The sequence below is a fragment of the uncultured Vagococcus sp. genome (assembly GCF_963518325.1).
Classification (GTDB): Bacteria; Bacillota; Bacilli; order Lactobacillales; family Vagococcaceae; genus Vagococcus_D.
In genome coordinates, this window is the sequence record NZ_CAUQJB010000013.1 from 1 (window position 1) to 25,900 (window position 25,900).

General features: G+C 35.6%; 22 protein-coding genes and 3 pseudogenes. 20 read left to right on the top strand and 5 right to left on the bottom strand.

The genetic code is table 11. The features are described from left to right. Positions 1-236: 236 nt before the first annotated feature. From RWN13_RS11990 to RWN13_RS12000, 3 genes are read right to left on the bottom strand one after another with little or no spacing between them, the layout of a single operon-like run. Positions 237-2,012: an ABC transporter ATP-binding protein gene (locus RWN13_RS11990; RefSeq protein WP_314063791.1), complete on the bottom strand. Its 1,776-nt coding sequence runs from the start codon at positions 2,010-2,012 to the stop codon at positions 237-239. 22 nt (positions 2,013-2,034) lie between these two features. After that, positions 2,035-3,399 (bottom strand): glycosyltransferase, encoded by a 1,365-nt coding sequence (locus RWN13_RS11995; RefSeq protein ID WP_314063792.1) that lies wholly within the window; start codon positions 3,397-3,399, stop codon positions 2,035-2,037. Positions 3,400-3,408: 9 nt separating this feature from the next. Then, positions 3,409-6,393, bottom strand: a complete 2,985-nt coding sequence (locus RWN13_RS12000) for a thiopeptide-type bacteriocin biosynthesis protein (protein WP_314063794.1) — start codon at positions 6,391-6,393, stop codon at positions 3,409-3,411. 180 nt (positions 6,394-6,573) lie between these two features. On the opposite strand from RWN13_RS12000, the gene RWN13_RS12005 reads away from it, so the two are divergent. The 16 genes and pseudogenes from RWN13_RS12005 (at position 6,574) to RWN13_RS12075 (ending at position 19,603) form a co-directional block, all read left to right on the top strand. Further along, entirely contained in the window at positions 6,574-6,744 is a 171-nt protein-coding gene (locus RWN13_RS12005; protein WP_314063796.1) for a hypothetical protein, read from the top strand. Positions 6,745-7,178: 434 nt separating this feature from the next. After that, entirely contained in the window at positions 7,179-7,493 is a 315-nt protein-coding gene (locus RWN13_RS12010) for a PadR family transcriptional regulator (RefSeq protein ID WP_314063798.1), read from the top strand. A 5-nt stretch (positions 7,494-7,498) separates the two neighbouring features. Beyond that, on the top strand, positions 7,499-8,263 hold the full coding sequence (locus tag RWN13_RS12015) for a hypothetical protein (RefSeq protein WP_314063801.1): 765 nt from the start codon (positions 7,499-7,501) through the stop codon (positions 8,261-8,263). Positions 8,264-8,416: 153 nt separating this feature from the next. After that, entirely contained in the window at positions 8,417-9,019 is a 603-nt protein-coding gene (locus RWN13_RS12020) for a recombinase family protein (RefSeq protein WP_314063804.1), read from the top strand. Continuing rightward, positions 9,009-9,314, top strand: a complete 306-nt coding sequence (locus RWN13_RS12025) for a BRCT domain-containing protein (RefSeq protein ID WP_314063807.1) — start codon at positions 9,009-9,011, stop codon at positions 9,312-9,314. The genes RWN13_RS12020 and RWN13_RS12025 overlap by 11 nt, the downstream gene beginning before the upstream one ends. Before the next feature lie 178 nt (positions 9,315-9,492). Then, complete coding sequence (locus RWN13_RS12030; RefSeq protein ID WP_314063809.1) at positions 9,493-9,972, top strand: hypothetical protein; 480 nt, start codon at positions 9,493-9,495, stop codon at positions 9,970-9,972. Positions 9,973-10,125: 153 nt separating this feature from the next. After that, positions 10,126-10,653, top strand: coding sequence for a GNAT family protein (locus RWN13_RS12035; protein WP_314063811.1), 528 nt, complete (start codon positions 10,126-10,128; stop codon positions 10,651-10,653). 211 nt (positions 10,654-10,864) lie between these two features. Further along, positions 10,865-11,438, top strand: a pseudogene (locus RWN13_RS12040) (recombinase family protein). A 330-nt stretch (positions 11,439-11,768) separates the two neighbouring features. Then, on the top strand, positions 11,769-11,873 hold the full coding sequence (locus RWN13_RS12045) for a putative holin-like toxin (RefSeq protein ID WP_314063813.1): 105 nt from the start codon (positions 11,769-11,771) through the stop codon (positions 11,871-11,873). A gap of 364 nt (positions 11,874-12,237) precedes the next feature. Next, a complete protein-coding gene (locus RWN13_RS12050) occupies positions 12,238-13,221 on the top strand; it encodes a tRNA-dihydrouridine synthase (protein WP_314063814.1) in 984 nt (327 codons plus the stop codon). 188 nt (positions 13,222-13,409) lie between these two features. After that, positions 13,410-14,306 carry a metallophosphoesterase gene (locus RWN13_RS12055; RefSeq protein WP_314063817.1) on the top strand — a complete coding sequence of 299 codons (897 nt, stop codon included), beginning with the start codon at positions 13,410-13,412 and terminating at the stop codon, positions 14,304-14,306. Between the two features lie 150 nt (positions 14,307-14,456). Beyond that, positions 14,457-15,503, top strand: coding sequence for a tRNA 2-selenouridine(34) synthase MnmH (mnmH, locus tag RWN13_RS12060; protein WP_314063820.1), 1,047 nt, complete (start codon positions 14,457-14,459; stop codon positions 15,501-15,503). Positions 15,504-15,658: 155 nt separating this feature from the next. Further along, positions 15,659-15,778 (top strand): annotated as a pseudogene (locus RWN13_RS23655) (hypothetical protein); the annotation flags it as partial. 58 nt (positions 15,779-15,836) lie between these two features. Next, positions 15,837-16,241: a YbaN family protein gene (locus tag RWN13_RS12065; RefSeq protein WP_314063823.1), complete on the top strand. Its 405-nt coding sequence runs from the start codon at positions 15,837-15,839 to the stop codon at positions 16,239-16,241. Then, entirely contained in the window at positions 16,234-17,946 is a 1,713-nt protein-coding gene (locus tag RWN13_RS12070) for an ABC transporter ATP-binding protein/permease (protein WP_314063825.1), read from the top strand. Before RWN13_RS12065 ends, RWN13_RS12070 begins: the two co-directional genes overlap by 8 nt. A 1-nt stretch (position 17,947) precedes the next feature. Then, positions 17,948-19,603: an ABC transporter ATP-binding protein gene (locus RWN13_RS12075; protein WP_314063827.1), complete on the top strand. Its 1,656-nt coding sequence runs from the start codon at positions 17,948-17,950 to the stop codon at positions 19,601-19,603. 52 nt (positions 19,604-19,655) lie between these two features. On the opposite strand, the pseudogene RWN13_RS12080 reads toward RWN13_RS12075, so the two are convergent. Further along, positions 19,656-20,410 (bottom strand): annotated as a pseudogene (locus RWN13_RS12080) (MurR/RpiR family transcriptional regulator). A gap of 176 nt (positions 20,411-20,586) precedes the next feature. Here RWN13_RS12080 and RWN13_RS12085 point away from each other — a divergent pair. From RWN13_RS12085 to RWN13_RS12100, 4 genes are all read left to right on the top strand, one after another. Further along, positions 20,587-21,966: a glycoside hydrolase family 1 protein gene (locus tag RWN13_RS12085; protein WP_314063829.1), complete on the top strand. Its 1,380-nt coding sequence runs from the start codon at positions 20,587-20,589 to the stop codon at positions 21,964-21,966. A 23-nt stretch (positions 21,967-21,989) separates the two neighbouring features. Next, a complete protein-coding gene (locus RWN13_RS12090) occupies positions 21,990-23,315 on the top strand; it encodes a PTS transporter subunit EIIC (protein ID WP_314064030.1) in 1,326 nt (441 codons plus the stop codon). An 80-nt stretch (positions 23,316-23,395) separates the two neighbouring features. Beyond that, complete coding sequence (locus RWN13_RS12095) at positions 23,396-23,626, top strand: hypothetical protein (protein ID WP_314063830.1); 231 nt, start codon at positions 23,396-23,398, stop codon at positions 23,624-23,626. Positions 23,627-23,880: 254 nt separating this feature from the next. Continuing rightward, positions 23,881-24,963: a hypothetical protein gene (locus tag RWN13_RS12100; RefSeq protein WP_314063832.1), complete on the top strand. Its 1,083-nt coding sequence runs from the start codon at positions 23,881-23,883 to the stop codon at positions 24,961-24,963. Positions 24,964-25,016: 53 nt separating this feature from the next. Here the strand turns inward: RWN13_RS12100 and licT are convergent, their stop codons facing one another. Next, the gene (gene licT / locus RWN13_RS12105) at positions 25,017-25,868 is read right to left on the bottom strand and encodes a BglG family transcription antiterminator LicT (RefSeq protein ID WP_314063835.1); all 852 of its coding nucleotides are present in this window, start codon (positions 25,866-25,868) and stop codon (positions 25,017-25,019) included. Between the last annotated feature and the right edge of the window lie 32 nt (positions 25,869-25,900).

The window sequence follows — 25,900 nt, forward strand, 5'->3', positions numbered from 1 at the left end:
GTTTTGGTGGCTCAAGCTATCCGAATTGATGGCTCAAATCAACCCGAAATAATCATTTCTTTAAGCACTTTGCCAATATGACAATCATCGGCAAAGTGGTCCGTTTGTAATACTTCCTTCAACATTCTGATCAGCTCTCTTCTGCCTCATAAATGGATTTTAAATTAACAAAACCCACATAACATAACAATCTTATACTCATTCATCCACACTAATAGCTCTATTAAATGAAAAGTTCAGTCTTCAATTATATTTTGAATATGATAAAACTTCTCAAAATTACCTGCTTTTTCTATTAAATCATCAAAACTTCCATGGTCTTCAATTTTTCCGTTGTTTAGAAAGAGTATTGTCCCTCTTAATTCAAAATTTCTTAATCGATGAGTTATAAAGATACCTATTTTTTTTTGACTTAATTTTTGAAAACTTCGATAAATATTACTCTCAGAAATAGGATCTAAGGAAGAACTAGGTTCATCCATAACAATTAAAGAAGAGTTTTCTCTGAAAAATGCTCTTGCAATAGCAATTTTTTGCCATTCGCCACCTGATAACTGCTTTCCATTTTCAAACCAATTACCTACTTGTTGTTCAAACTTATTAGGTAGCATTTCGATAAAATCAGCGTTAGCTTCTTTACTAGAATATATAATTTTATTAATATCAGCTGCAGCCTCAATATGGCTTGCTGATATTGAATCTCTTACTTTAAATTCGTATTTAGCAAAATCTTGGAATATGGCTGATAAACAAGATTTATAATTATCACTGCTTATATTTTTAATATCAATTCCATTTACTAAGATTTCCCCTTCAAAAGAGTCATAAAATCCTAAAATTAATTTTATAAGAGTGGTTTTCCCCGATCCATTTTTCCCTGTAATAATATAATTTTTTCCTTGCTCAAATAAAAAGTTCACATTTTTCAAAATATAATTAGAAGTATTTTTATATTTAAATGAAACATCTATTAATTCCAATGTTCTGATCTCACTAATTTCAATCTTCTCATTAGTATCAGTAATTCTTTCATTCTTCCAATTTAATACAGTGACAATATCATTGGTGTAAAGTGTATCTTGATATGTTTGAAAAATTAACGAAGTAATTGCGTTAAAACTATTTTTTGTATTTGATACTGAATTTATATACGTCATTAAAGAGCCAATTAAAATGACTCCAATACTAGCATCGTAAAATATTAGAAAAATAATAAAAGATGTTGATAAAATTGAGAGGAATTGAACTAATAAATTCAAAGAAGATCTCTTTCGGTACATTTTTTTATTTTCCAAAATAAATTTACTTCTTATATTCATAAACTTTTCTAAGAAATAATCTTCTAATGAAAACAATTTAGTTTCTTTAATATTGGTGTCTTTATTAAGAAGATGAGCAAAATACCAACTAGATCGCTCATATTTGGTTCTATTATATCGTATTTCATATTCTTGTTTTCCCAAATTAATCATTTGTATACTACTTAACAAAGGGAATACTATTATAAATAAAATAGTCCACCATCGCCAATTTATTAAAATAATCATAAAACTAATAGACGTAACACTTTGAGAAAATAGAGTTAAAATATTATTCATTACTTTATAAGGATAAATCCCACCTGCATATTCCGCACGCTGAATTAAATCATAAAAATTAGAGTCTTCAAATTGCTCAAAATTTTGTTCATTTATCACACGAAGCAACATAGTACTGAATTCAAAATTCAATAAATCAGAATACTTTGAAGATAGATTTTGAATCAGAATATTTATCATTTCTGAGATTAACAGAATTATCGGATATAAAACTAAAGCAAACAGAAATGTAGAGTTGGTAAAATTTATTCCAATTTGAATACTATTGATTATATTTTGTGTATTAATCAAACTAAAAACTGATAAAAAAACTAATATAGCGTTTAAAAGCATCAACACTAGAAAATAAAATTTGTTGACGCTAAAAGAAATTTTTAGTATATTTGAAATATTTTTGAAGACATTAGTTTTCATAAAGACTCCTTTCAAAAAATCACTAATTTTTTTCTATTAATTCAAAAATAAGTTGCTTTAAGTTATTGTCATTCCAGTACAATTTTTTTAAATAAGCCATCCTTTCTTTTATTAGTATTTGGTTATCTTCTATCTGCTGTAATGCTTCGTCATTTGTGTATTGTGTAATCCCCTTAATTGTTAATGTTCTTGCAACTCCATATTTTTCCAGAGTTATCCCATTCATGACTTGTTCTGGGGAAATCGGTGTTATTATAATTGGGACTCCAAAATAAATTGATTCAAATATACTATTGGCTCCGCCAGCATTTATGAATACATCAGCATTTTCTAAAATATATTTTTGTGGTAAGTAGGAACCAAAAAAAACTAAATCTGAACTTCTACTATCTATAAAAATACTATCGGTATCTATTTTTAAAGACGAAATTATAACTTTATAATTTTTTTTAATTAAGCTTTTAACCCACTGAGAATAAAAACTTGACTCTAGATTTACAAAAGACCCTGTTGAAATATAAGCAATTTTTCTATGCACATTGCTATTAATAAATTTTTTTAAATCCTCAGAAATATTAACATTATTTTCTTTTTGAAAATCCTTAGCATAAGGATGAACAAAGTAAAAATTTTGATGTTTTGAATATAGACTTATTTCTGAATGAAGATCAGGAATAGAAAATATTATATTATTTTTTTCTTTCAAATTGTAAGTAGGATATGGAAATAGTTTAGGAATATTCAACTCATAAGAAACTTCTTCATAAATATGCTTGATTTCATCAAATAGACTTTCGAAAAAAGAATCGCTCAACAAAGAATCATTACCAATATTAAAAAAACTTGAGTATAATTCTCTTTTGGAGGAATTTAGATAGTCAAATCCATAGGAATTATTTGTTATGTATTCAATACATTTAATATTTCTTTCTTTTGCAATAGAGCTAGAATAATTTTCTAGTGTATCTTTGAAAATTAAATTAGGCTCAATAATATCAATAAGGTTTTCTGAAAATAAATAGTTGCTTTTTTTAAAGTTATAAATCTTTAATGCATCTGCTCTAATTGTATTATGTATATATGACTCTAATCCCTTAATTATACTATTATCTATCTTGTTTAAGTGATTTTTCTTTATCGAATTAAAAAAAATTCTATTCTCAGTATCTATTTCTTCTAAAATTTTATTTTTTTGATTAAGATGTGTTTTTTCAGAATAATTTTTCGGATATGATACAAATCTGCATCCTGAGCTCTGAATTATTTCTTTATGTTTTCTTATTCCGACACAAAAAACATCGTATTCATTAGATAGATTTTTCAGCAAAGGGATTATCGGAAAAATGTGACTATCAAATTCAGCTGTAAAGAATAATAATTTTTTCAAAATATCACCTCATTTTTTTTTTGCGTTTTCATATGAAAAAACATTGTGGATAGTTTTGGAGACCATATTTTGAATAAAAGTTTCTTTATCTCTATCGACACCATAATAACGATTACAAAACATATGTATTATACTCATTAACACATTAGTTTTATCGTTAGTTACATACGGTTCATTTTTCTCTAAACTTATCCAAATATCTTTGAGTATTTTTTTTTGACTATCTAATATTTTATTTATTTCCAAATTACTGATATCTTTTTCATTAATAAGTAAATTCATATATTCATGTCGTTTTGCTCGAAATTCTTTTTTGTGTTTTTTTCTATTACCTAAACGTTCAATAAAAGACAAAATTTCTTCATCTGGCATTTCTGTATCCAATATTAACCTAGAAATCGCTATAATCGCTAAAGAATCTTTATCAATATTCCTTTCTTCACGATATTTATTCAACTCTAAGACAACCATACTATTTAGAAAAAATAGATATTCCATTTTAGAAAAAATTTTTTCTCCTCCGTATCTAGAGATTTCTGGAATATAAGTATCGATTATAACAGTGCTAGTAATGTGATTATCTTCTAAATATTTTGTTAGATCTGTAACAATATTGGCAGATATATTAACTTTCGTGGAGTATTTAAATCTGAGACGAATATGTGGTTTTGGGTCTTCATACCTAATGAAAAAAAATTGATCTATATTTTTATCTTCCAACATTTTCTTTAAAAAAGGTGATAATTTTTTATTAATCAAATAGTCTTCTAATATTTTAGTAGTATATATTTTCAAGTAAACATAATTGTCGAATGGCAAAAATCGCTCTTTAATTTTTTTAATTGGTTCAAAAGAATATCTATTACTTATATCAGTAAAATCTTTATTACTATAATTAAAATAAAATACACATTCTGATAAAAAAACCTCTTCATCAGACACGTCATTATATAATATATTTTCAACAAGTTGTAAATTCGGATTTTTTTGGTACGATTTATAAATATACTTTTGAGTGTTATAATCCATGATATTAATGAGGATTCTATTATCAAATTCTTGTATAAATATAAATTGTTCGATATTCATTTCTTTTGAAAAATCTAAAAAACGTCTAATAAAACTATCTTCGTTGAGATTTTCAAATTCATGAGGGGGTAGTACCCATTTTTTTTCTGATAAAACGATATCTTTATATGTTATTCTAGGTAATATTGTCAACTTTTGCATACTGGATTGTATTTTATTTAACAGGGTGAAGGTGTTTTTCCTTTGATAATATTTTGAATTTAATAAAAATTGGATTACTGGAGGCGCAAAATCAATCCTAGTGGAGTGCGTAGCAAAAAATACTAAACGTCGATTAGTTTCTTTATGCTTGAAATAAATACCTTTTGGTGTAACATTAATAATAATTTCAGAGATTGATAGACGCCTTTTATTACTAATATTTCGGTCAGAACATCCAAACTCCATTACATATTTTTTATTAGATTTGGTATTGATTATATTACATATACGATCTATTTGAGGATAGTATGTTATTTCAACTGAATCATATAAATCATTACTTTCTAAGCTTGAAAAATATGAATCGTCACTTTCTTCAACTTGATATAGAAACCTACCAATCGTAGACCCAAGATTATTATTTCCCAACATAGGAGACATCGAAAATGTTTTTTTTCTATTTTTTTCTTGAACAAACATAGACAACTCTATACGGTCATCGTCGATATAATTATTATTTATCGATTTCATTTTTAAACTGTTAAAGTCTGATATGTCTATTTCACTCATTTCAGATAAACATTGTATGTTGTAAAGTAATTCTTTTTCAAAGCTAATATCTGTATTATTCAATATATTTTGTGCATCAAACCTAGGCAAACCAATTCCCGTATTTTCATTGATCACATCAGCCAACAACTGTTCAGTATTTGAATAACGTTCTATATATTCCCCACCCCAATTTTCTATATTTGGAAAGTAATAGAAATCACTATTACATTTCAAAAAAGATACCAAATCAAGTAACTTGGCTTTATCACTAGTACTTAAATACATGGTATTTTTCTTAAAAGAGTCGATTCGAATATAGTTCTTAGAACTATATATACTGCTCATTAATTTTATAATTTGATCATATATCTCAATTCCTGTACCGATGGAGGTTTCATTATATTGATTTATTAAAATAGCAACCTTCTCTAACTTATTAATCAATTCATCATTTTGGTTATATTTGAATTCAGCAATTGTTGCTAGTAGTTCGGTCAAGTAATCTGATACAAGAGGACCACTTCTAATATTACTTAGTAAAAATTCTTTTTCTAATAAATCTTTTAAAAAATCTGAAAATACACTTTGTTTAACATCTGGATAAGTAGATTTAAGTATATTTTTCAGATCCTCTACTCGAATAAATTCTAAAGAATTGTCTTTGATTAACTTTACAGCGTTTGTACAGTTAATTACACTCTTATCTCCAATTTTATTTTCATTTTGAATGAAACATGTATTCCACTCATTAATATATTTTTCACCTAATTCTAGAGTATAAGAATTCCATTTCACTGTTAATTTATCAAAGTTATCCTTTTCTATCATTTTGAATATTGGACATATCCATTCCATATCAACTCTAGCTCGCTTTTCAATTTCAGCTATACTCTTATTATTTTTTTCTTTTTTAAAATTTCCATAAGAAATATTAGACAGTAGTCCATATGGCGTTGTCCGCGCTGACATTCGCGATATATAATTTTTTAAGCTAATTTTCACTTTTTCAATATCTCTGGAACCATTCTTTAATGAATCAAATAGATCATATGAACTAGTTTGTATAATTTCTTGAACATCTAATCGGCTATTAAAAAAACTAAGCAAATCTTCATCAGAATTATCTTCCTCTAGCCATTTCAAGTAATTACTTATTGGTAATACTGGAGACCTTGTGAAAAAAAAGTCTAACATATTATATTCTTTTTCCATTTTATAACCTACCTTTTTATTTATTTACTAATATCATATATAATAACACAAAAACCCTATAAAAATACCTTTAACATCGATAAAAATAGTTTTTCTTTCAAAAAAACAAGAAAACGCTTTTACTTTTGTTTTTTTATGGTATAATATAAATTATAAACGGAATGAAAGGAGGTAATGAACTTGGAAAATAATGACTTTAATTTAGAAGCAATGACTGTTAGTATACCTAGTAGTGAGCATGTACAAAATAATCAAGAAGTTCAAGGAAGATCTTGGACCATAGCTATTTGGACAATAACAATCAGCATGCAAACAAGTACAACTGGTGCATTCCCATATACAACTATTTAACTCACTTAACAATCGCTAAATTAATATTCCTATATTGAGAATAAAAAAAGGAATCGTATTTTTCGATTTCTTTTTTTTATTGACTCCCTCCTTTGTTATTCAAAACATTGGTAACTTTCCTTATACCACTCGCCTTCTTCAAAAACTCTCTAAGCTTTTGCTTACTCCCCAATTTTTTGATCATAAGACTTGATACCAAAAATATCTGTAGCATTAAACCGGTTAAGTTAAAATTAATTTCATAACACAAATACTAAATTCTTAAAGACATTCAGATATAATTATTACCAATAACCACTTAAAGAAAGTAAATCGAATTCAAGTTAGACTTGTAATTAGACCTCATATCCATTTTAATTGGATTTTCGAAAAAAACATGCTACAATAAAGATAGGTCGCAATACGACCTATCTTTATTACTTGGAGGTGATCAATTGTTTGACAAATATATTCCTTTGAGTGAGCCCAGTTGTTATATACTACAATCTATTTACTCCAAACCAAAACATGGTTACGCTCTCGTTCAAGATATAAAAAAAATGAGTGGTGGGACAATAACTATTAGTAATGGGACGCTTTATGGTATTTTGAAACGTATGGAAATGGATCAACTGATAGAACGGAGGTCTTCTGATGATAAAAAAATTTATTATATAACCCACCTTGGAAAAGATATACTTCATCAAGAATATAAAAGAATAAGTAAAATTATTGCTAATTTTGAAAACATAGAATTTTGCAAAGGATGATAAAGATGACTATAAAATTTATACCAACTAAAAATGTTTTGCTAGATGAAGAGAAAATATATTTAAATGATATGTTAAAAAAAGGTTTGATACTGCGTAATAAAGGTTTGATTTTTTACCATTTTGAAAAAAAAGATATAGAATCAATAAATAATTTATCCAACAATATTTTACTAATTGACAACAATGAAAATAACTCCAGCTTAAATCTATCAAGTGCAAAAGTATTAATAAAAAAAATAAATAAAAAAGAGAATACAACAGTTCTTTATACATTAACTGACAAAGAATCCCGATGGTTGTCAGATGATTCTTACTTATTAAAGTGGTATCAAAACAGACAAGGAAGATATTTAAATTTGGCTAATTTGTTTGGTTTTATAGCCGCCTTAATATTTGTTTTGGCCATAACACCTTTTAATATGCCAACTTTTATTTTCTTACTCTTCCCATTCTTTTGTGCTTTAGCAATTCCTAACTTAAGAAAATCAGACTTTTGTTTTGATGGTGCTAAAAAGATTACATATGAAATGGGAAAACTCACTGGTTTTGAAGCTGAATATTTTTTAAGTTTTTTAAAAAATATTGACGTAAAAGATTTAGAATCAGAACTATCATTATTAGGTTATTGTAAAAAAATGAATGAAAACACTTACAAAATAAAAACACCTATGTCTAAAAATGAGTTAATTGACTTCATAATGGAAGCTGGAAATCTAAAGATAAAAGACTTTAGCATTGTACATTTAGGAGAATTATATGTACCATAATCAAACAAGTTGTTTTTAAGAGTAGTCCGCTTTATTCCATCGCTAGTGTCAACAACTATATAGTTGTTGGCACTGTTTATATTTCCTGTTATAATAAGCTTTGTACGATATCTTAAACTTATGTCACAAAGTCAAAGGGAATTATTTCGAAATATGGACAAAAAAAGAATTTATGGATATGCGAGGGTCAGTACAACGAGTCAGTCGCTCGCACCACAAAAAGAAGTATTGATTAATCAAGGCGTTCTGAGAAAAAATATTTTTGCAGATAAATTTACCGGAACTAAAACAGATCGGCCAGCATTCAATCAATTGTTAGACACTGTAAAAAATGGTGATACTGTTATTGTGACAAAATTAGATCGGTTTGCCCGAAACACAAAGGAAGCGCTACAAGTAATAGAGACGCTTTTTCAAAAAAATGTTTCTATCCACGTGTTGAATTTAGGTAGAATTGAAAATAATCCTGTGGGTAAAATGATGTATACTCTTTTGTTAAGTGTGGCTGAAATGGAACGTGAAGTGATTATAGAGCGTTCTCAGGAAGGGAAAGCTTATGCTAGAAGACATAAGCCGAATTACAAAGAGGGCAGACCAGAGGCAATTTTAACACAGCGTAAGCGTGATGCCTACAATATGTTGAAAGAATGTAGCTATAAAGAAGTTGCTGATCGGACAGAATTTTCTGTCTCTACTTTACATAGAATTCGTCGTCAAATTGAAAAGGAACAGGATGGTATTTCTGATGAAAACTAACTTACGCGGACAATTAGTTGTTTTTACTGGCAGCTTAATCACTATGACAAGAAAAGAAGCTTGCCATCTTGTTTTATCAGCAAAAGGAAATATTGCTAATCATGTTTCAAAAGAAACAAATATCCTTGTCGTTGGTCACTACTCTAAAAATTTATTTGATAAGGAACAGTTAACTAAAAAAGAAAAAATGGCTCAATTATATCAATCTGAGGGATTTCCAATCATGACTATAAATGAAAAGCAACTTTTGAAATATGCTATCGATGACTTAAAGAGTAAGTACACATCCATATAAAGTAACAGATTAATCTCTAAAAATATAAAGAACTCAACCAGAAAGTAAATACGAGAATAAAGAAAATAGCGGATAATTTAGGTTTGAATGGGAAAATACAATATACCATTTCCTCAAATTTACTTTACAATGAAGTTTTGTATCAAATTCAAAATATAATGAAACGGAGTAGTTAAAAATGAAAAAAATATTTGTCAGTCGTCCTAATTCGTATAACCCTATGTATAAAAGTACTGTACTAAGATTAGAAAAAATTATAAGAAATCGTGGTATGGAACCAGTGACTATTGGAGCTACTTATTTTCCTAATGAATCTCCTATACTAGCAATTAAAAATAAAATGCAAGAATGTGACGGAATTATTATCTTAGCTCTTCCTCAGATATATGTAGAAAAAGGGATTTCAAAAAAAGGGTCTCCTTCAGAAGCGAGTATTGTGGAAAAGCAATATCCGTCTCCTTGGAATCAAATTGAAGGTGCTATGGCTTACATGCTAGAACTGCCTATGATGATTATCGCTGAAGAAGGAATCAATGATGGTTTATTAGAAAACGGTACTTTACCAGTCTTTAAGAATGAATATAATTTACGCTCATACCATTGGATAGAGCAACAAAATTTTTTAGAACCTTTTAATGAATGGCACTCTAGATTGTGATTTTTTTGCTTGGTATAATGCGCATTATGTTAACTAATCTGTTAAATAACTATTTTAAGAAAAATTGATATTCTGCTTCTATACTATATAGCTTCAATATGCTACACTTATTGATAATATTTTTAAATACATCGTTTAAGGAGAATGAGTTAAATGCCAAAAACACTTGAAACTCCTCGTTTACAATTACGAAAAATGACTCCTGCTGATTCTGCTGAAGTTTTTCAAAATTGGACAAGTTCTGAAGTTGTTGCTAAATATTTAACTTGGGCTCCCCATTCTTCTGTAGAAGTAACAAAAGACTATTTAACATTCGAAGAAAAGAATAGAGAAGAGGGGTGGGGAATTGTCTTAAAAGAAACAAATCAATTAATTGGAAATATTGCTGTCATTGATAATAAACCTAAAATTAAAACTAAAACAATTGGATACGTTTTAGGCGAAAAATTTTGGAATTATGGATATATGAGTGAAGCTTTAACAGAAGTTATTAATTTTTTATTTGAAACAACAGATGTGAATAGGATTGAAGCTGAACACGACATTAAAAATCCTGGCTCTGGTCGAGTTATGGAAAAATCGGGTATGATTTTTGAAGGTGTTTTACGAAAATCTGGTTTTAACAATCAAGGTATTGTTGATGTGGCAGTTTATAGTATTTTACGTTCTGACTCAATATAAAAATATAGAATTTAACTAGGTATAATAGCGATTATGTCAATGCACGAATATCACACAACTGTGTTGCGTTAGCGTTCTATCAAAAACGACGAGTTCAGAGAGAGTATAATACTATCTCTGAACCTTGGATAGTTCACTCATTTTTTATGTCAAAACTTCTGCCAAAAACAACATGTCTTTAACTAACTTTAACAACACTTTTTGATACGTAATGTTACTTCTGTGTTTTGCAAAAATTACCAATTTAAACCAATTCGGTGTGGAACTATTTTTCACTGAAAAGAAATCAGGAGCATCAGCTAATAATCGAGAAGAGTTTAAAAAGCAATTGAATATGTTAGGTATGGAGATAGTTTTATGGTTAAAGCAATTGACCGACTCGGAAGGAATTATGATAAAATAATTCAGATGGCTAATTTATTAAAAGAAACGAGGTTCAACTGGTTATTACTAGCTTGCCAATAATGGCTGAAGCAATAGGTAATCCTTTATTAGATAAATTTATCAAAGATTTGATTGTTCAAATTCTAGCGATGATTGCAGAACAAGAACGAGCTGAGAGTAAGCGACGTCAGGAACAAGGGATAGAATTGGCAAAGAAGCAAGGCGTTTATAGCCGTCCTATCCTCTATTCTCCCACGTAAGCAGACCTACAGAAACGTATCATCTATGAACGAGTGATTGACATGTTGAAGGCTGGAAACTTAAGTACAGAGATTGCTAAGACGAATGGAATCACAAGACAAACTGTTTATCGAATGAGAAATAGCTTAAATCTAAAATAGATAAAGAGGTTGAGGCTTCAGGGGATGAGCAATAAACTGAGTGGTCAATTAGTTGTTTTTACTGGAAGTTTAATCACTGTGACAAGAAAGAAAGCTTGCTATCTTGTTTTATCAGCAAAATATAGACCAAAACTTATTCATACATACTAAGAGAAAAATATAAGAAAGTCAGTTGATTAAGATAAATTTTTTTCTGAATGTTATAAAATCCATGAATAAGGAAAATAAAAATGAAAAAATACGTAAAACCACTCATTATAGTTGTTATAGGATGTATTTTGTATTTATTGACTATAAGAGGGGTAATGAGATAGGAAAGGAGATGCCCTTTTGTCCGCAATAGAGGCAATTCAGTTAATTTTAGCCTTTGGTATGTTTACCATTGCTTTAATTAAATTGATTGTTGATTTGCTGAAAAAAGACAAAGAAAAGTAACCGTCAACTTTTGCAGGAGGACGATTACTTTTAAGTAAATAAAATTTTCTTGCTACCGTCTTTAGCGGTACTTCCATTAGGGGGCATGTTAGCGCATGTCCTCTTTTGTTGCCTTTAGTATAGCATTATTCGTAGGATATTTCAATTTTTCTCTCTTTGAATCGATGAGACTTAATTCAGGGGCTTGACTCTAGCAGTTACATCCAACGCGTATGAAGCACACGACAGAAAAATATAACGAACAAGGCCCAGTCACACTATTTCCCATTCCCTAAACATTCCCTTTGATTCTTAGGCGTTTTCCTAGTATAATTATGATGTTTTTGGGAGACGAAATAGGACCCGATGGAATGGAGACTAGTAAATGACAACTAATTTTTGGGCAGACTTACCTAAGCCCTTTTTTGTATTAGCACCAATGGAAGACGTGACTGATGTGGTCTTTCGCCATGTCGTAAAGGAAGCTGGGGCACCGGATGTCTTTTTTACTGAATTTACTAATTCAGATAGCTATTGCCATCCAGATGGCAAGGAGAGTGTCCGCGGACGCCTACTGTTTACAGAAGATGAACAGCCAATGGTCGCCCATATTTGGGGCGATAAGCCAGAGTTCTTTCGGGAGATGAGTCTTGGTTTGGCCGAAATGGGTTTTAAAGGAATCGATCTTAATATGGGATGTCCTGTTCCAAATGTGGCTGGTCGTGGCAAAGGCAGTGGTCTGATTTTACGGCCAGAGGTGGCTGCTGAATTGATTGAGGCTGCTAAGGCGGGAGGCTTGCCGGTCAGTGTCAAGACTCGGATTGGCTATGCCCAATTGTCGGAGTTGGAAGATTGGATTAGCCATTTGCTAAAACAAGATATTGCCAATTTATCGGTTCATCTGCGGACACGGAACGAAATGAGTAAGGTGGACGCTCACTGGGAGATGATTCCTCAAATTATGGCACTTCGCGATCGTCTGGCACCTGAAACGCTGATTACGATTAACGGTGATATTTCTGATCGCCAAGCCGGCTTGAAGCTTGCTGAAGAGTACGGGGTGGATGGGATTATGATTGGCCGTGGCATTTTTAGAAATCCTTATGCCTTTGAAAAAGAACCTAGAGAGCATTCTGCTCAAGAATTGTTGGGATTGTTGCAACTGCAACTGGATCTACAGGATCAGTATGCAGAATCAATTCCACGCTCAATCGTTGGTTTACATCGTTTCTTTAAAATTTATGTCAAAGGTTTTCCTGGAGCCAGTGACTTGCGGGTGAAACTAATGACGACTAAATCAACAACAGAGGTTCGGCAGTTATTAAGGGATTTTGAACAAGGCAAATCAATTGAACACGACGAGGATTGAGACGCTGATTATAATAAGAGGCTGGGACAATAGTCCCAGCCTCCGATGCGTTTACGAACGTTGTGCAGGGCTCGGAGTAAAAGGACTTTATGTCCTAGCTTGTTTTTATTAGGAATTTTTGAGGGGATTGGGTGAATCAGTTTTACTCATCCCTTCTTTAAGCTATACTGGAAGATGGAGGGCGAAAAATGGGCAAATTAGCGATTCTTAGTGATTTACATGTGGATAGTAATCAACTTGGCGAGCTGGAGCTGGGGCTGCTTGTAGAGGTGCTGCAGGCCAAGGGGATCACTCGTGTCCATTTAGCTGGTGATACTGCCAATAAGCTGGAACTGTTGTTGGCGACGGTTAGATTTATTGAGGGACATCAGATTCCTGTTACTTATAACTTTGGCAATCATGAGCTGCCTGATTTAGATGAATGGGCCATGGAATATTATGAGGATCCTCATTTTTTAAATCTTCGAACAATTCCTTTGGCTGAGAATCAGGTATTATTGGCTTTTAATGGCTGGTATGATTATAGTTATGCGATTGAAAAGGATGATAGAAAGATTTTAGCCTCAAAAAACTTGTATTGGTACGATCGTTTTATTCAGCGTGAATTAGATGACCCTAGTACCCAAGACGTGATTTTAGGTCGGTTGGCCATTATCTTGGATCAACTGGCAGAGACCGATCAACAAGTAGTGGTGGCCACTCACTTTGTACCTAAAAGAGAGTTTATCGTTTATCAACAAGGTAAATATGAACGTTGGAATCAATTAAATGCCTTCCTCGGATCTGAAAAAACCGGAGAGCTTTTTGATCGGTATGACAATATTCAACAGGTAGTTTTCGGTCATACTCATCGTCGTTTCCCCGATCAGTTATTAGCTGGGACGTTATATAGTGCTAGGCCGTTTGGCTATTTTTATGAGTGGCACCTAACCCGTGAGTTTATGCTGACGAATCAGTTGATGGCCTCGTTTAACCCCATGAAAGTTCGGGGAGTGCTTAAAAATCATAAAGAGGCCTTTGGGCTTTTCCGTAGGGAACACTTGCAGCGGGAGTTTGCTGAAAGTCTGACAGTGATTGATTATTAATAAAGAGGGCTTGGCGCTAGTGTCAGGTCCTTTTTATTTGATTGAAAGATTAAGGTGGATGGTGGCAGAAAAAATAAAACAGGAAAAGTCTAATAATTAATAGTATGATAGAAGGTAATCAATAAAATGCAAGCAAAGGAGGGGCAGCAAATGAAACCAACGGTGACTTATCAGGAGATTATGGACGCCAGCACCAAGAAAAAAATCTGTTTTGTGGACGTTCGCAGTCCTAAAGAGTTCCAGCAGTCAACGATTCCTGGTGCGGTTAACATTCCAGTTTTAGATAATCAGGCTCGGGAAAAAATTGGCCTATTATATGTCAGTGGCAAGATTGATGAAGCTAAACAATATGGTATTGAGTGGGCATCGGGCCAGTTGCCTAGTATGTTTGCCCACTATCAGCAGCTCTTGACGGATTTCGATGAACTGACTATTTTTTGCAGTAGAGGGGGGATGCGTTCAAACTCGATTTATTCCTTATTAAAAGCTCTGGGACTGCCCGTCAGTCGACTTCAAGGTGGTTATAAAGCCTATCGTCATCATGTGGTGTCCCACTTGGATGAAGAGCTGACAAAGGTCAAGTTTATGACTCTTTACGGCCTTTCTGGCAGTGGCAAGACAGATATTTTAAAGGAGTTGGCGGCACTGGGGGTGCCTGTTCTGGACTTAGAAGGATGTGCCAATCATCGGGGGTCTTTGTTGGGAAGTATTGGGTTAACAGAACCCCATACGCAAAAAATGTTTGAAAGTTTACTTCTCGACGCTAGTCGTCAATGGCAGGCAGGTGCGACTGTTTTTACTGAAGGTGAGAGCAAACGAATCGGTCGGGTCATGATGCCTCCTAGTTTATATACGGCTATTCAAGCAGGTGAGAAGTTGTTGATTGAGGCAGATTTGGCTAAGCGAGTGGCCCAGATTCATCACGATTATGTGGTCAATACGGATGAGGCAGAATTGAGTGTGACCCTAGGCCAGCTGAAGCGGGTTATTAATCCTGAGAAAGTTAAGCTGATGCAAGGGCAGTTGGAAGCTGGGGCAGTCGATCAAGTGATTGAAAAGTTGCTGGTGTCTTATTATGATCCTCAGTACAGCTTTCATAAAAAAACATATGCTGCAACCTTTAGTAATCAGGATAGCCATGAAACGGCTAAAGCCATTTTATCCTGGTATCAAGGAAGAGCTAAAAATAGGGTGTAACCCAAATAGAATTAACAATGAGAATCATTCTCAAATAACATGTTATGTGATATAATAAACAAGTGATAATTAATGTGGGTTAGGTAGAAGATGAAAGCGAAAAATAAGGGGCCTGTCTAAGAAGAAATCAGGTTGATAAACGTGATGCTCAGAAAGGATTGGATTTTTGTCATTTTAAAGAGACGAAACCGATCTATCAGCATTGGCCGATCCATTGTTATAGACGTTATGGCGAACAAATGATACGAATTATGGGCTATTGCCACGACGGCTAATTCATCACCCTATCTTAAGGATTAAACACGCCTATCGGGGCATGATACGGAGGAAAAAATGAAAAAAGGATTATATATTGGCTTAGGTGGAGTGACACTTGCTTTGGGGACGATTGGTATTTTTGTGCCGTTTTTACCGACGACTGTCTTCTATTTATTAACTGGCTTCTTTTGGCTGAGAAGTTCGGAGAAACTGCATACTAAATTTATTCAATCGGAAAGCTATCATAAGTACGTCGAGGAGCCCTTGGTTAAAAGGAAAATGACGACTAAAAGCATGGTGAAAATGTTTATTGTCATGTTTATCGTCTTCCTGATACCTTGTATCTTGGTGGATAACTTAGTGATGCGGGTCACAATGGGCATTGTGTATGTGTCTCATGTCATTTTTTTGACTTGGTATTTAAAGGGCAAGAAAGCAAAAGTAAGCGAAGCGGTTGAACTAGGTGATGCCAATGATTGATAAACGATTGTTTCAGTTAATCGAAAAGAGGCCATTGATCTTAATGGTCTTATTTCGAGTCATCAATTTAGGGGCATCGATGATGTTGTGGTTCGTTTTTGCCCGCCAGTTAGCTGCCTATCTTAATGGGGATGTGGTTGTTTCTCTGGAACTGACGGTGACGATCTTGCTGGTGCTGTTGACAAAAGCTGTGGTGGTTAAATTAATGGAGAAACAAACCTATCGAGCTTCAGGGGAGTTGCGTTTAGCCATGCGAGAAGCGGTGATGGAGAAAGCTTTTCGTTTAGGAAAGAGTGGGCAATTGCCTGCCGCCACATTGACTCAACTGGCAGTGGATGGGATTGAGCAATTGGAAATCTATTACGCGCGCTTTTTGCCTCAATTATTCTATTGTTTAGTGGCCTCGCTGATGATTTTTGCCTCATTAGTTGGATTTGCTTGGCAACCGGCTTTAGTCTTGTTGTTATGCATGCCGGTGATTCCGATTGTCATCATGGCTGTCATGAAAATTGCCAAACGAATTTTAAGTCACTACTGGTCGGATTATACCAACCTAGGTGAAAAGTTTCATGAAAATCTCAGTGGCTTAAGTGTGCTGAAAGCCTATTCTCAAGATGAAGCCAAACAAGAGGCGATTGCCAGTGATGCGGAGCGTTTTCGCAAATCGACCATGAGTTTGCTCTCCATGCAATTAAATTCGATTACCATTATGGACATTATTTCTTACAGTGGCGCGGCTTTAGGGATTGGTTTGGCTTTGATTGGCTATGCCAATGGCAGGGTCAGTACTCTTGGCGTGTTGATGTTTTTGCTATTAAGTGCCGAATTTTTTATTCCCATGCGTCAATTAGGATCTTTGTTTCATGTGGCTATGAATGGGATCAGTGCCTGTGGGAAGTTGTTTGCTTATTTAGAATTGCCAGAACCGGTTTTTGGGACGGAGACCTTGTCAGAGCCGTTGACCAAGTTGGTAGTCGACCAGTTGGAATTTGGGTATGAAGAAGACCAGGCGTTGGTTTTGGCAGATGTTTCAGTCACCTTCACTAAAGGCAGTTTCTCGGCCTTGGTTGGGAAATCTGGTTCTGGTAAAAGTACCTTTGTCCGGCTGCTTCTGCATCAGTTAGCGGGCTATGGCGGCAGGATTTTATGGAATGATCGGCCCTTAAAGGCCTTAAGTGGTGAACTGATTCGTCAGCAAGGTCTGTTGGTGGACAATCACGGTTATCTTTATCCAGAGAGCATCCGAGATAATTTGTTAATCGGTAAGTCCCAAGCTAGTGAAGAGGAATTATGGCAGGTTTTAGAGCAAGTTCATTTAAAAGAGTTTGTGGAAGGTCTATCCAAGGGATTGGATGAGCCTTTGTTGGAAGATGGTGGGAATTTGTCTGGTGGTCAGAGACAGCGATTATTACTAGGAAGAGCTTTATTGCGGGATGCTCAACTTTATATTTTCGATGAAATTACGTCAGGTGTGGATTTAGCCAGTGAAGAGATCATTTTAGGGGTCTTGCAAGAGTTGGCCAAGGAGAAGATGGTGTTGTTTATTTCTCATCGCTTATACAATGTCCTTGATGCCGATCAACTGCTAGTTTTTGAAAAAGGCCAATTGGTGGAAGTGGGCTTGCCTGCAGATCTGCAGCGGCATTCGACGTATTTCAACCATTATTTTCTAGAAGAAAAACAATTGATGAATGGGGGGGCTTAGTATGAGCCAGTGGACGGTTATTCGGTGGTTATTGTCTTTTGTTAAGCCTCTCAAAGGTCGGATGACCTTGGCGATTGTCTTAGGGATTATCAGTAATCTGGCGGTGATTGCTATTTCAGTTATTGGGTTGCAGGGTGTCTTGGCTATTCTTTTGAGCCAACCAGTCAACCCTCATGGTTTGTTAGTGCTGATGGTTGGTTGTGGGGTGATTCGAGGGGTGGCTCGTTATTGTGAGCAGTACTTAAACCACGATATTGCCTTTCGGTTATTGGCGATTATCCGTCAGCGAATCTTTGCGACCTTACGACACTTAGGGCCGGCTAGACTAACAGGGAAAAAAAGTGGTGATTTAGTAGCGGCAATCACGACTGATGTGGAAGCCTTAGAGGTTTTCTTTGCTCATACGATTTCCCCAGTATTTATTGCTTTAGGGACGACGTTGGTGACAGTCGGCTACCTAGCTAGCTATCATCTGGGGTTAGCTTTACTGTTGTTGTTCGGTCAGTTCTTGGTCGGGGTGATGTTACCGGTTATGAGTTATCGCCACTATCAGGCGATTGGCCCTGCTTACCAAACGGAATTTAATGGCTTAAATCAACAGGTGATGGAAAACATTGCCAGTTTACAGGATATTTTTCAATTTGGTTTGAAAGAACAGCGCTTAGCTAAATTAAGGGCCAGTGGTCAGGCTCTTAATCAGCAGTATCAGAAACGTTTAAAGCAGGGGAGTGGGTTACAGATCTGTAGTGAAATCACCTTGATTGGGACGGCAGGTATTATTTTTATAGTCGGAACAGGCCTTCATTTACCTATTGGGACGGTTTTAGTCGGGACAATTCTTAGTTTGAGTTCCTTTGGCTCTGTGTTAGCATTAAATGGCTTGGGTAGTGGCTTGTTAACAACTTTAGCAAGCGGTCGTCGTCTGTATGAGTTAACCCAAGAGCAAGCCAGCGTTTCTTTTGTTGATAGTCAGACAGTGGTTGAGGAATTAAGAGAGCTTCAGTTAAAGGATGTTGGCTTTCGTTACAATCAGGGGCAAGAGGTCTTGAAAAAGGTCTCTTTATCGTTGAAACAAGGCCAGTGGTTAGGCATTGGTGGCGAGAGCGGCAGTGGGAAAAGTACTTTAGTGAAGTTATTGATGCGCTACTGGGATCCCGATGGTGTGATTGCGATTAACCAAGAGCCGTTGCCCACTATTCAAGAAGCGTCTCTTCATCGACTTGAAGGGGTGATGGAACAAAACACGTTCTTGTTTGAAGAGACCATCGGCGCTAATATACGGCTAGGTCGTCAAAATGCCTCTCAGGAAATGGTGGAGGCAGCGGCTCAAAAAGCCGCTATTCATCAGTGGGTGATGTCACTACCAGAGGGATACGAGACGCGAATTGGTGGCCAGGCTCGTAGTGTTTCAGATGGAGAGCGCCAACGATTGGGCTTGGCTCGTTTATTTTTACACGATGGTCCCTTGCTATTGTTGGATGAACCGACTAGTAATTTAGATTATGTTAATGAGCAGGCCATTCTTAAGACCTTAAGTGCTGAAGCAGAAGGGAAAACCGTTGTGGTTATTTCTCATCGAGAGACGACCTTATCTTTGGCAACGGAGCGCTACTATTTAGAACGAGGCGCGTTAAATGAGATAAAAGTCAGTGAATGAATGTGCTGATTAACAAAACCGTGGCTGCCAAGTTTGGCAGTCACGGTTATTTTTATATTTTCTTTCCCAGGCGGAGTTTTTTTGCTATCTTTTCTAAAATAAACAAGGCAGGCAACTGGCTGGTTAATTCAATGGTTTTATCATGATTGTTGCTGTTTTTATAGATCGTTTCACGATTAATGTAGTAGGGGATGTTGAGATCAGAAAGGCGACTAATGGTTGAATTATCATTGTTGGTAATGGAAATAATCGAGCAAGATTTGCTGTTTAAGCGTTGCAGATAATGACTGATTTCTTTTGTTTCTCCAGTGACGGACAAAGCAATAATACACGTACGGGCTAAAATATCATCTGGAAAGGACTCAATTGGGTAGTTGGATGGGTCGGAGATTTTTAAGGCGGTCTGCGAAAGATTAGTAAAATAGAGAGACCCGTAGCTAGCAATGGCTTCAGAAGAGCCAGAACCAATCCCTTTTCTGCGAGCATGGCAACCGCTTGATTAATTTTATCGGCAATCAGAGGTTGATTGACCCGTTCTAAAAAATGAATAAACTGATGCTCGTCGATATCAGCGATTTCTATCTGTTGAATAGATGTGTGATACAGGCCCAATTTCACTTTAAACTCGGAAAAGCCATTGCATTCAAACTTATGACAAAAGCGCAAAATACTGGCTGTACTGGTATGGGTTTCGGTAGCTAAATCTCGAATTCGCATATAGCTGACAGTATTTAAATTATTGGCAATATAATGGTAAATATCATATTCCAATGGGCTTAATTCAGGTACGTAATCCAGAAACAACATGGGTGTGTCCTCCTTCTCGTGTGTGACAGGTTGTGTCAAAATTGTTACTTTTGTCAGTTAAGGACAATCGTAACAGATGGAGATGAAACCGTTATTAAACATTATAATCAATGCTATACTTCATTATATATTCTAGTTGTTTCTGATGCAAGGAGACAGTGAAGGGGGAAAATATTATGTATAAATTTCCAAGTGACTTTTTTTGGGGAGCGGCATCTAGCGCTACTCAGTCAGAAGGGCGAGTACCAGGAGATGGCAAAGGAGAAAATATTTGGGATTATTCGTCACAGCAGTTCAATCATCGCTTTTTTCAAGGGGTTACTACCGAAAATACCTCTCATTTTTATCAAGACTATCAGGGGGATATCCAACGAATGGCGGATATCTCATTAAATTCATTTCGACCATCCATTTCTTGGTCACGATTAATTCCAGATGGTGATGGGCCAGTTAATCCGCAAGCCGTTATTTTTTATAACCAGATGATCGATGAATTGCTGGCAAAAGGCATTCAACCTTTTATCAATTTGTATCATTTCGATATGCCTATGGCCATGCAGGAAATCGGTGGTTTTGAGAACCGGCAGGTGGTCAGCGCCTATGTCCGTTATGCCAAAATTTGTTTTGAGTTATTTGGTGACCGTGTTCCCTATTGGTTTACATTTAACGAACCGATGATTCCAGCAGAGGCAGGTTACCTTCATGATCGACATTATCCATATGTGGTTGATTTTAAGCGGGCGGCCACGGTCTTACATCACACCATTTTGGCTCATTGTGGGGCCGTAAAGGTTTTTAGAGAGATGGCGTTATCGAGTAAGATTGGCATTATTATGGATGTGATACCCGTCTATCCGAGAAGTCAGCATCCGGCTGATTTAGAGGCAGCAGAGATGGCTGACTTATTTTACACTAAAAGTTTGAATGACGCTATCTTAAAAGGGGCGTATCCTGCTGAAATCGGTCTACTTTTAAAACAATATGATCAGATGCCGATGATTGAAGCGGGGGATTTAGATGTGATTGCGGCGACTAAAATTGATTTATTGGGAATCAATTATTATCGGCCGAGACGGGTAAAGGCGCGGGAATCAGTGCCTAATCCCCATGGTGTGTTTTCACCTGAGTGGTTTTTTGAAAATTATGAGATGCCCGGCCGACGGATGAATACTTCACGAGGGATTGAAATTTACCCTCGAGGACTTTACGATATTGCGAAAAAACTCCAAGTTGAGTACGGTAATATTGATTGGTTTGTCTCGGAAAATGGAATTGGCATTCAAGGAGAAGAAGCCTTTATAGAGGACGGGATGGTCCAAGACGATTATCGGATTGCTTTTTTACGGGAACATCTGGTAGAACTTCATCGGGCCATGTCAGAAGGCAGTCGCTGTTTAGGTTTTCAAATGTGGACATTTGTGGATTGTTGGTCATGGGTGAACGGCTATAAAAATCGTTATGGGTTTTACCGGTTGGAGCTACCATCGGGCGAAAAATCAATAAAAAAATCCGGTTTGTGGTTTAAAGAAGTCATTGAGAATCAGGGCTTTAATTAAAAGAAAGGGTGTTTGTTATGAATATGGTATTTTTAGATCGGTTAGCACAAAGATTGCTACCGCTAGCTAATGCAATTGGGCAACAACGTCACTTACAAGCCATTCGTAATGGCTTGATTTCTATCTTACCCTTAACGATTGTCGGGTCATTTTTCACAATATTATTAAATTTGCCTATACCGGGTTACAGTCTCATGGTAGCGCCGTACTTGGTCGCACTGGATGTGCCCTTTAGATTCACTGTCGGATTGATGTCAATCTATGCTACCTTTACAATTGGGTCTTTTTTAGGGGGAACGTATAAACTAGATCGGAATACCAGCGGTTTTCTTGCCATGGTGGCAACGCTGATGATGTCCGTGCCAATCAATCTGCAAGAAGGAGTAGATGTTGCTGGCAATGTGGTGGCTGGTGGTCGTTATTTAGCTATCGCTCCCTTGGGGTCCCAAGGGTTATTTGGAGCCATATTGGCCGCCATCCTTTCTGTTGAAATTTACCGATTTACAAAAGAAAAGAAATTGGAAATAAAAATGCCAGAAGGTGTGCCACCGGTGGTGAGTGAATCATTTTCGGCCTTACTGCCAACCTTGTTTGTTATTTTACTGTTTTGGGTGCCCCGTCATTTTTTCAATTTTAATGTAAATGATGTCTTGACAGTGCTGGTCTCACCGTTAAAGGTATTTCTGACGGGAAATAATTTGCTAGGAGGGCTTGTAACTCAATTTATGATTTGTCTTTTCTGGGTGTTGGGTATTCACGGCCATGCTGTGTTAGGGCCGATTATTAGGCCTTTCTGGGATCAGGCGATTATTGAGAATGCCGATCTTTTCCAAAGTGGTGTTAGTGCATATGATTTGCCGAATATCTTTACAGAACAATTTTATCAATGGTATGCTCAAATGGGTGGTACAGGGGCTACATTGGCACTGGTTTTTCTGTTTTTATTTTCGAAGTCTACTTATTTGAAACAATTGGGTCGTTTATCAATTTTACCGGGGATTTTTAATATTAATGAGCCAATGATTTTCGGTACGCCAATCGTGATGAACCCCCTTCTAGCCATTCCGTTTATTTTAGTCCCAATGGCGAATACGACTCTTGTTTATATTGTGACGGCATTGGGTTGGATGCCGAAGATGATGGTCAAGCCGCCATTTTCTATTCCAGCGCCATTAGGAGCCCTGATTACTTCCAATTGGAATTGGGTGGCAGCAGTGATGGTCGTTGTCTGTTTCTTTGTTTCGTTAGCTATTTATTATCCGTTCTTTAAAGTTTTTGAAAAGATGCAAGTGGAACAGGAGAGACAGGCTGCAAAAGAGGGGATGGAAGAGACAGCAGTCATTTCTTAAAGAGTTAATGACGGTCTTTCTACAGTTGGCAGAGCAGCTAGTATGTATATCACGGAATTATTTAGAAAGAAGGAAAATGAATGATGTATGTGGGGTGCGGGGCTGTAATTGTTGCGACACACATTGCCTTACGAAATAATCACTGGGTTCATCGTAAAAATCTGTTCCTTGTGGTCCTGTTCAGTCTGTTAATAGTGCTATGTTCCGTTTTTGTTAGCACATGGATTAAGACGATGGTACCGACGGTTTTGACAACGCTAGTGACAGGTACGTTATTGCAAATTCGTTTTAGTAGCATGGGGCAGGGATGATATTGTAGAGAAGGGTCTTCAGTGGCTTGTCCATAGAACCATCAACCTGTTTTTTGTGGTCTAAATTGGTTTGGAAGGGTTTGTAATGTTAGTTTTAGGTGGGTAAAATGACATATTTTTCTTATGGTTGTATTATTAGGGGGATTTTGAAGAAAAACAGCGATAATGGAGGGATATTAATTGCTAATTCGTTAATATCTCTTTATGATATTGTTAACAACTTAATCGCGTCACCCAAACTAGGAGGAAAACATATGAACTATTCAGAACTAAAAGAAATTAGTGAATTAACCAGTGATCCATCTGTAACTATTTCATTGAGCACCGATAGTCATAACCTTAAGAATCAGAAGCACACGATTGTCTTGAAAAATCTCATTAAAGAGGCGGAAGATCGCTTACTGGAATTGTATGACAAACGTGTTGTTTGGGCCGTGATAGATAACCTGAAAGCACTGGAAACAGAACTGAGTCATCAGCCAACTGAAGACAGTTTGATTTTATTCGCTTCTGAAACCTACAAAAAAGCGGTCAAATTACCGGTGACCATTGAAAAAGATGGGGTTAAAATTGACGATAAATTTGTGACCCGTAATTTAATCCGCAGTATCAAGCAAACAGAGCATTATTATGTGTTGACCTTGAGTCAGGATGAAATGCGTGTCTTGGAGTTTTTTAACGATCAGTTTGTAAAAGAAATTAAGAATGAGGAACTGCCATTTATTAATGACACTCTTTATACAACCGATCCTACGCAAAATTCAATTGGTGCTGTGCGCAATAATTACATCCGTGAATTTTTCAATCGGGGAGATAAAGCCTTCAGTAAGATTTACAGTCAAAACCCATTACCTGTTGTATTGGCCGGGGTGGAACGTAATATCGAATTTTACCGTGAAGTGGCCAATCAAGATGAATGGATTATCGGCAGTGTCCACGGGAATTTTGACAGTCGTAACACGACCAATCCGGAAATTGCCAAAGCGGCCTATCCAGTTATAACGGCTTATGTGGCCGATCAGGTGAAGCAGTCTCTGGCTGAGTTGGAACAAGCTGAGAATGAAAATAAACTAGTGAATGAACTAAGTAATATTTATCGGGCGGTGACAGATGGTCGTGGTAAAAAATTATATGTGGAAAAGGATTTTTTCCAGTCTGCCACGGTTGAAGACAACTCTTTGATTTTGAAAGAGGATGTAACCGGTGCGGAAATTGTGGACGATATTGTCAATGAGATCATCCATACGGTAGTAGCTTATGGTGGTGAAGTTATTTTTGTGCCAACGGGTTATTTAAGTAACTATCATCATATTGCATTGATTGTCAGATATGTTTAAATAGAAAAAGGGTCACCTTGTTCCGGTTTGGAATCGGGTGACCCTTTTTATGATTAGGTTGTGTGTTTTTCGGCTTCTTGGACGACCCGGTTGATGTGGATTACCAAGTAAATCATTTCCGATTCTCGGACTTCCAAATTGCGATTGTTTTCCAGATAGCTCTTGATCCGCAGCCCACATTTAAAGGCTTTTGGATATTTACTTTGAACTAACTCATACAAAAAATCGTCTTTTTCTTCGTAGCTTTTATCGGTTAAAATCCGCTGAACAAAGTATTGAAGATGAGTAACCATGCGGGTGTAACTTAGACTGGTTTCATCAAAGAGGATGCCAAAAAAATTACTGATGATGCTTAAAATATCGCGAACGATTTCCGTGCTTTTCATGGTGATGGCCATTCCATCGGGTGTTGCCATGTTATTAGCTAAATGCAAAGCGATAAAGGCGGCTTCACTTTCTGGAAAATGCAAGCCAAAGCGCTCTTCAATCATCACTAGCGCTTGTAGTGCTAATTTGTACTCTTTAGGATAAAACCGTTTGATTTCGAAGAGTAGTGGGTTAGGGATGAAGATGCCTTCCCGAGCCCGCTCAATTGTATAATGAAGGTGATCGGTAAAGCTTAGGTAAAGGGTATTGGAAAAGCTTCGTTCCAATACTTCTTCGGCAATTAAAATGATCTCCTTGGATAGTTCAATTTCTTCCAGATCAATGTCTTGAATTAATTTTTTTAATTGTAGATTTTCGTCGGCATTTTCAATGACAAAGACTTTTTCAATCAATGTGTCATCAAGGGTGGCCCCTTTTTGTTTTTGAAAAGCTAAACCGCGCCCCATCACGATGACTTCTTCTGCCAACTCATTGCGAGAGAGCACAATATTATTATTATAAACTTTTTCAATAATCACGTCGTTACTCCCTCGCGTCTGTATTTAATCCC

Excerpts from the sequence above, each read along its gene's own strand:
- RWN13_RS12100 (WP_314063832.1), top strand. The coding sequence starts at position 23,881 with ATGAACTATTCAGAACTAAAAGAAATTAGTGAATTAACCAGTGATCCA.
- RWN13_RS12030 (WP_314063809.1), top strand. The coding sequence starts at position 9,493 with ATGAAAAAAATATTTGTCAGTCGTCCTAATTCGTATAACCCTATGTAT.
- RWN13_RS11990 (WP_314063791.1), bottom strand. The coding sequence starts at position 2,012 with ATGAAAACTAATGTCTTCAAAAATATTTCAAATATACTAAAAATTTCT.
- RWN13_RS12055 (WP_314063817.1), top strand. The coding sequence starts at position 13,410 with ATGGGCAAATTAGCGATTCTTAGTGATTTACATGTGGATAGTAATCAA.
- RWN13_RS12095 (WP_314063830.1), top strand. The coding sequence starts at position 23,396 with ATGATGTATGTGGGGTGCGGGGCTGTAATTGTTGCGACACACATTGCC.
- RWN13_RS12075 (WP_314063827.1), top strand. The coding sequence starts at position 17,948 with ATGAGCCAGTGGACGGTTATTCGGTGGTTATTGTCTTTTGTTAAGCCT.
- RWN13_RS12015 (WP_314063801.1), top strand. The coding sequence starts at position 7,499 with ATGACTATAAAATTTATACCAACTAAAAATGTTTTGCTAGATGAAGAG.
- RWN13_RS12065 (WP_314063823.1), top strand. The coding sequence starts at position 15,837 with ATGAAAAAAGGATTATATATTGGCTTAGGTGGAGTGACACTTGCTTTG.
- RWN13_RS12025 (WP_314063807.1), top strand. The coding sequence starts at position 9,009 with ATGAAAACTAACTTACGCGGACAATTAGTTGTTTTTACTGGCAGCTTA.
- RWN13_RS12000 (WP_314063794.1), bottom strand. The coding sequence starts at position 6,393 with ATGGAAAAAGAATATAATATGTTAGACTTTTTTTTCACAAGGTCTCCA.
- RWN13_RS12090 (WP_314064030.1), top strand. The coding sequence starts at position 21,990 with ATGGTATTTTTAGATCGGTTAGCACAAAGATTGCTACCGCTAGCTAAT.
- RWN13_RS12050 (WP_314063814.1), top strand. The coding sequence starts at position 12,238 with ATGACAACTAATTTTTGGGCAGACTTACCTAAGCCCTTTTTTGTATTA.
- RWN13_RS12020 (WP_314063804.1), top strand. The coding sequence starts at position 8,417 with ATGGACAAAAAAAGAATTTATGGATATGCGAGGGTCAGTACAACGAGT.
- RWN13_RS12085 (WP_314063829.1), top strand. The coding sequence starts at position 20,587 with ATGTATAAATTTCCAAGTGACTTTTTTTGGGGAGCGGCATCTAGCGCT.
- RWN13_RS12035 (WP_314063811.1), top strand. The coding sequence starts at position 10,126 with ATGCCAAAAACACTTGAAACTCCTCGTTTACAATTACGAAAAATGACT.
- mnmH (WP_314063820.1), top strand. The coding sequence starts at position 14,457 with ATGAAACCAACGGTGACTTATCAGGAGATTATGGACGCCAGCACCAAG.
- RWN13_RS12070 (WP_314063825.1), top strand. The coding sequence starts at position 16,234 with ATGATTGATAAACGATTGTTTCAGTTAATCGAAAAGAGGCCATTGATC.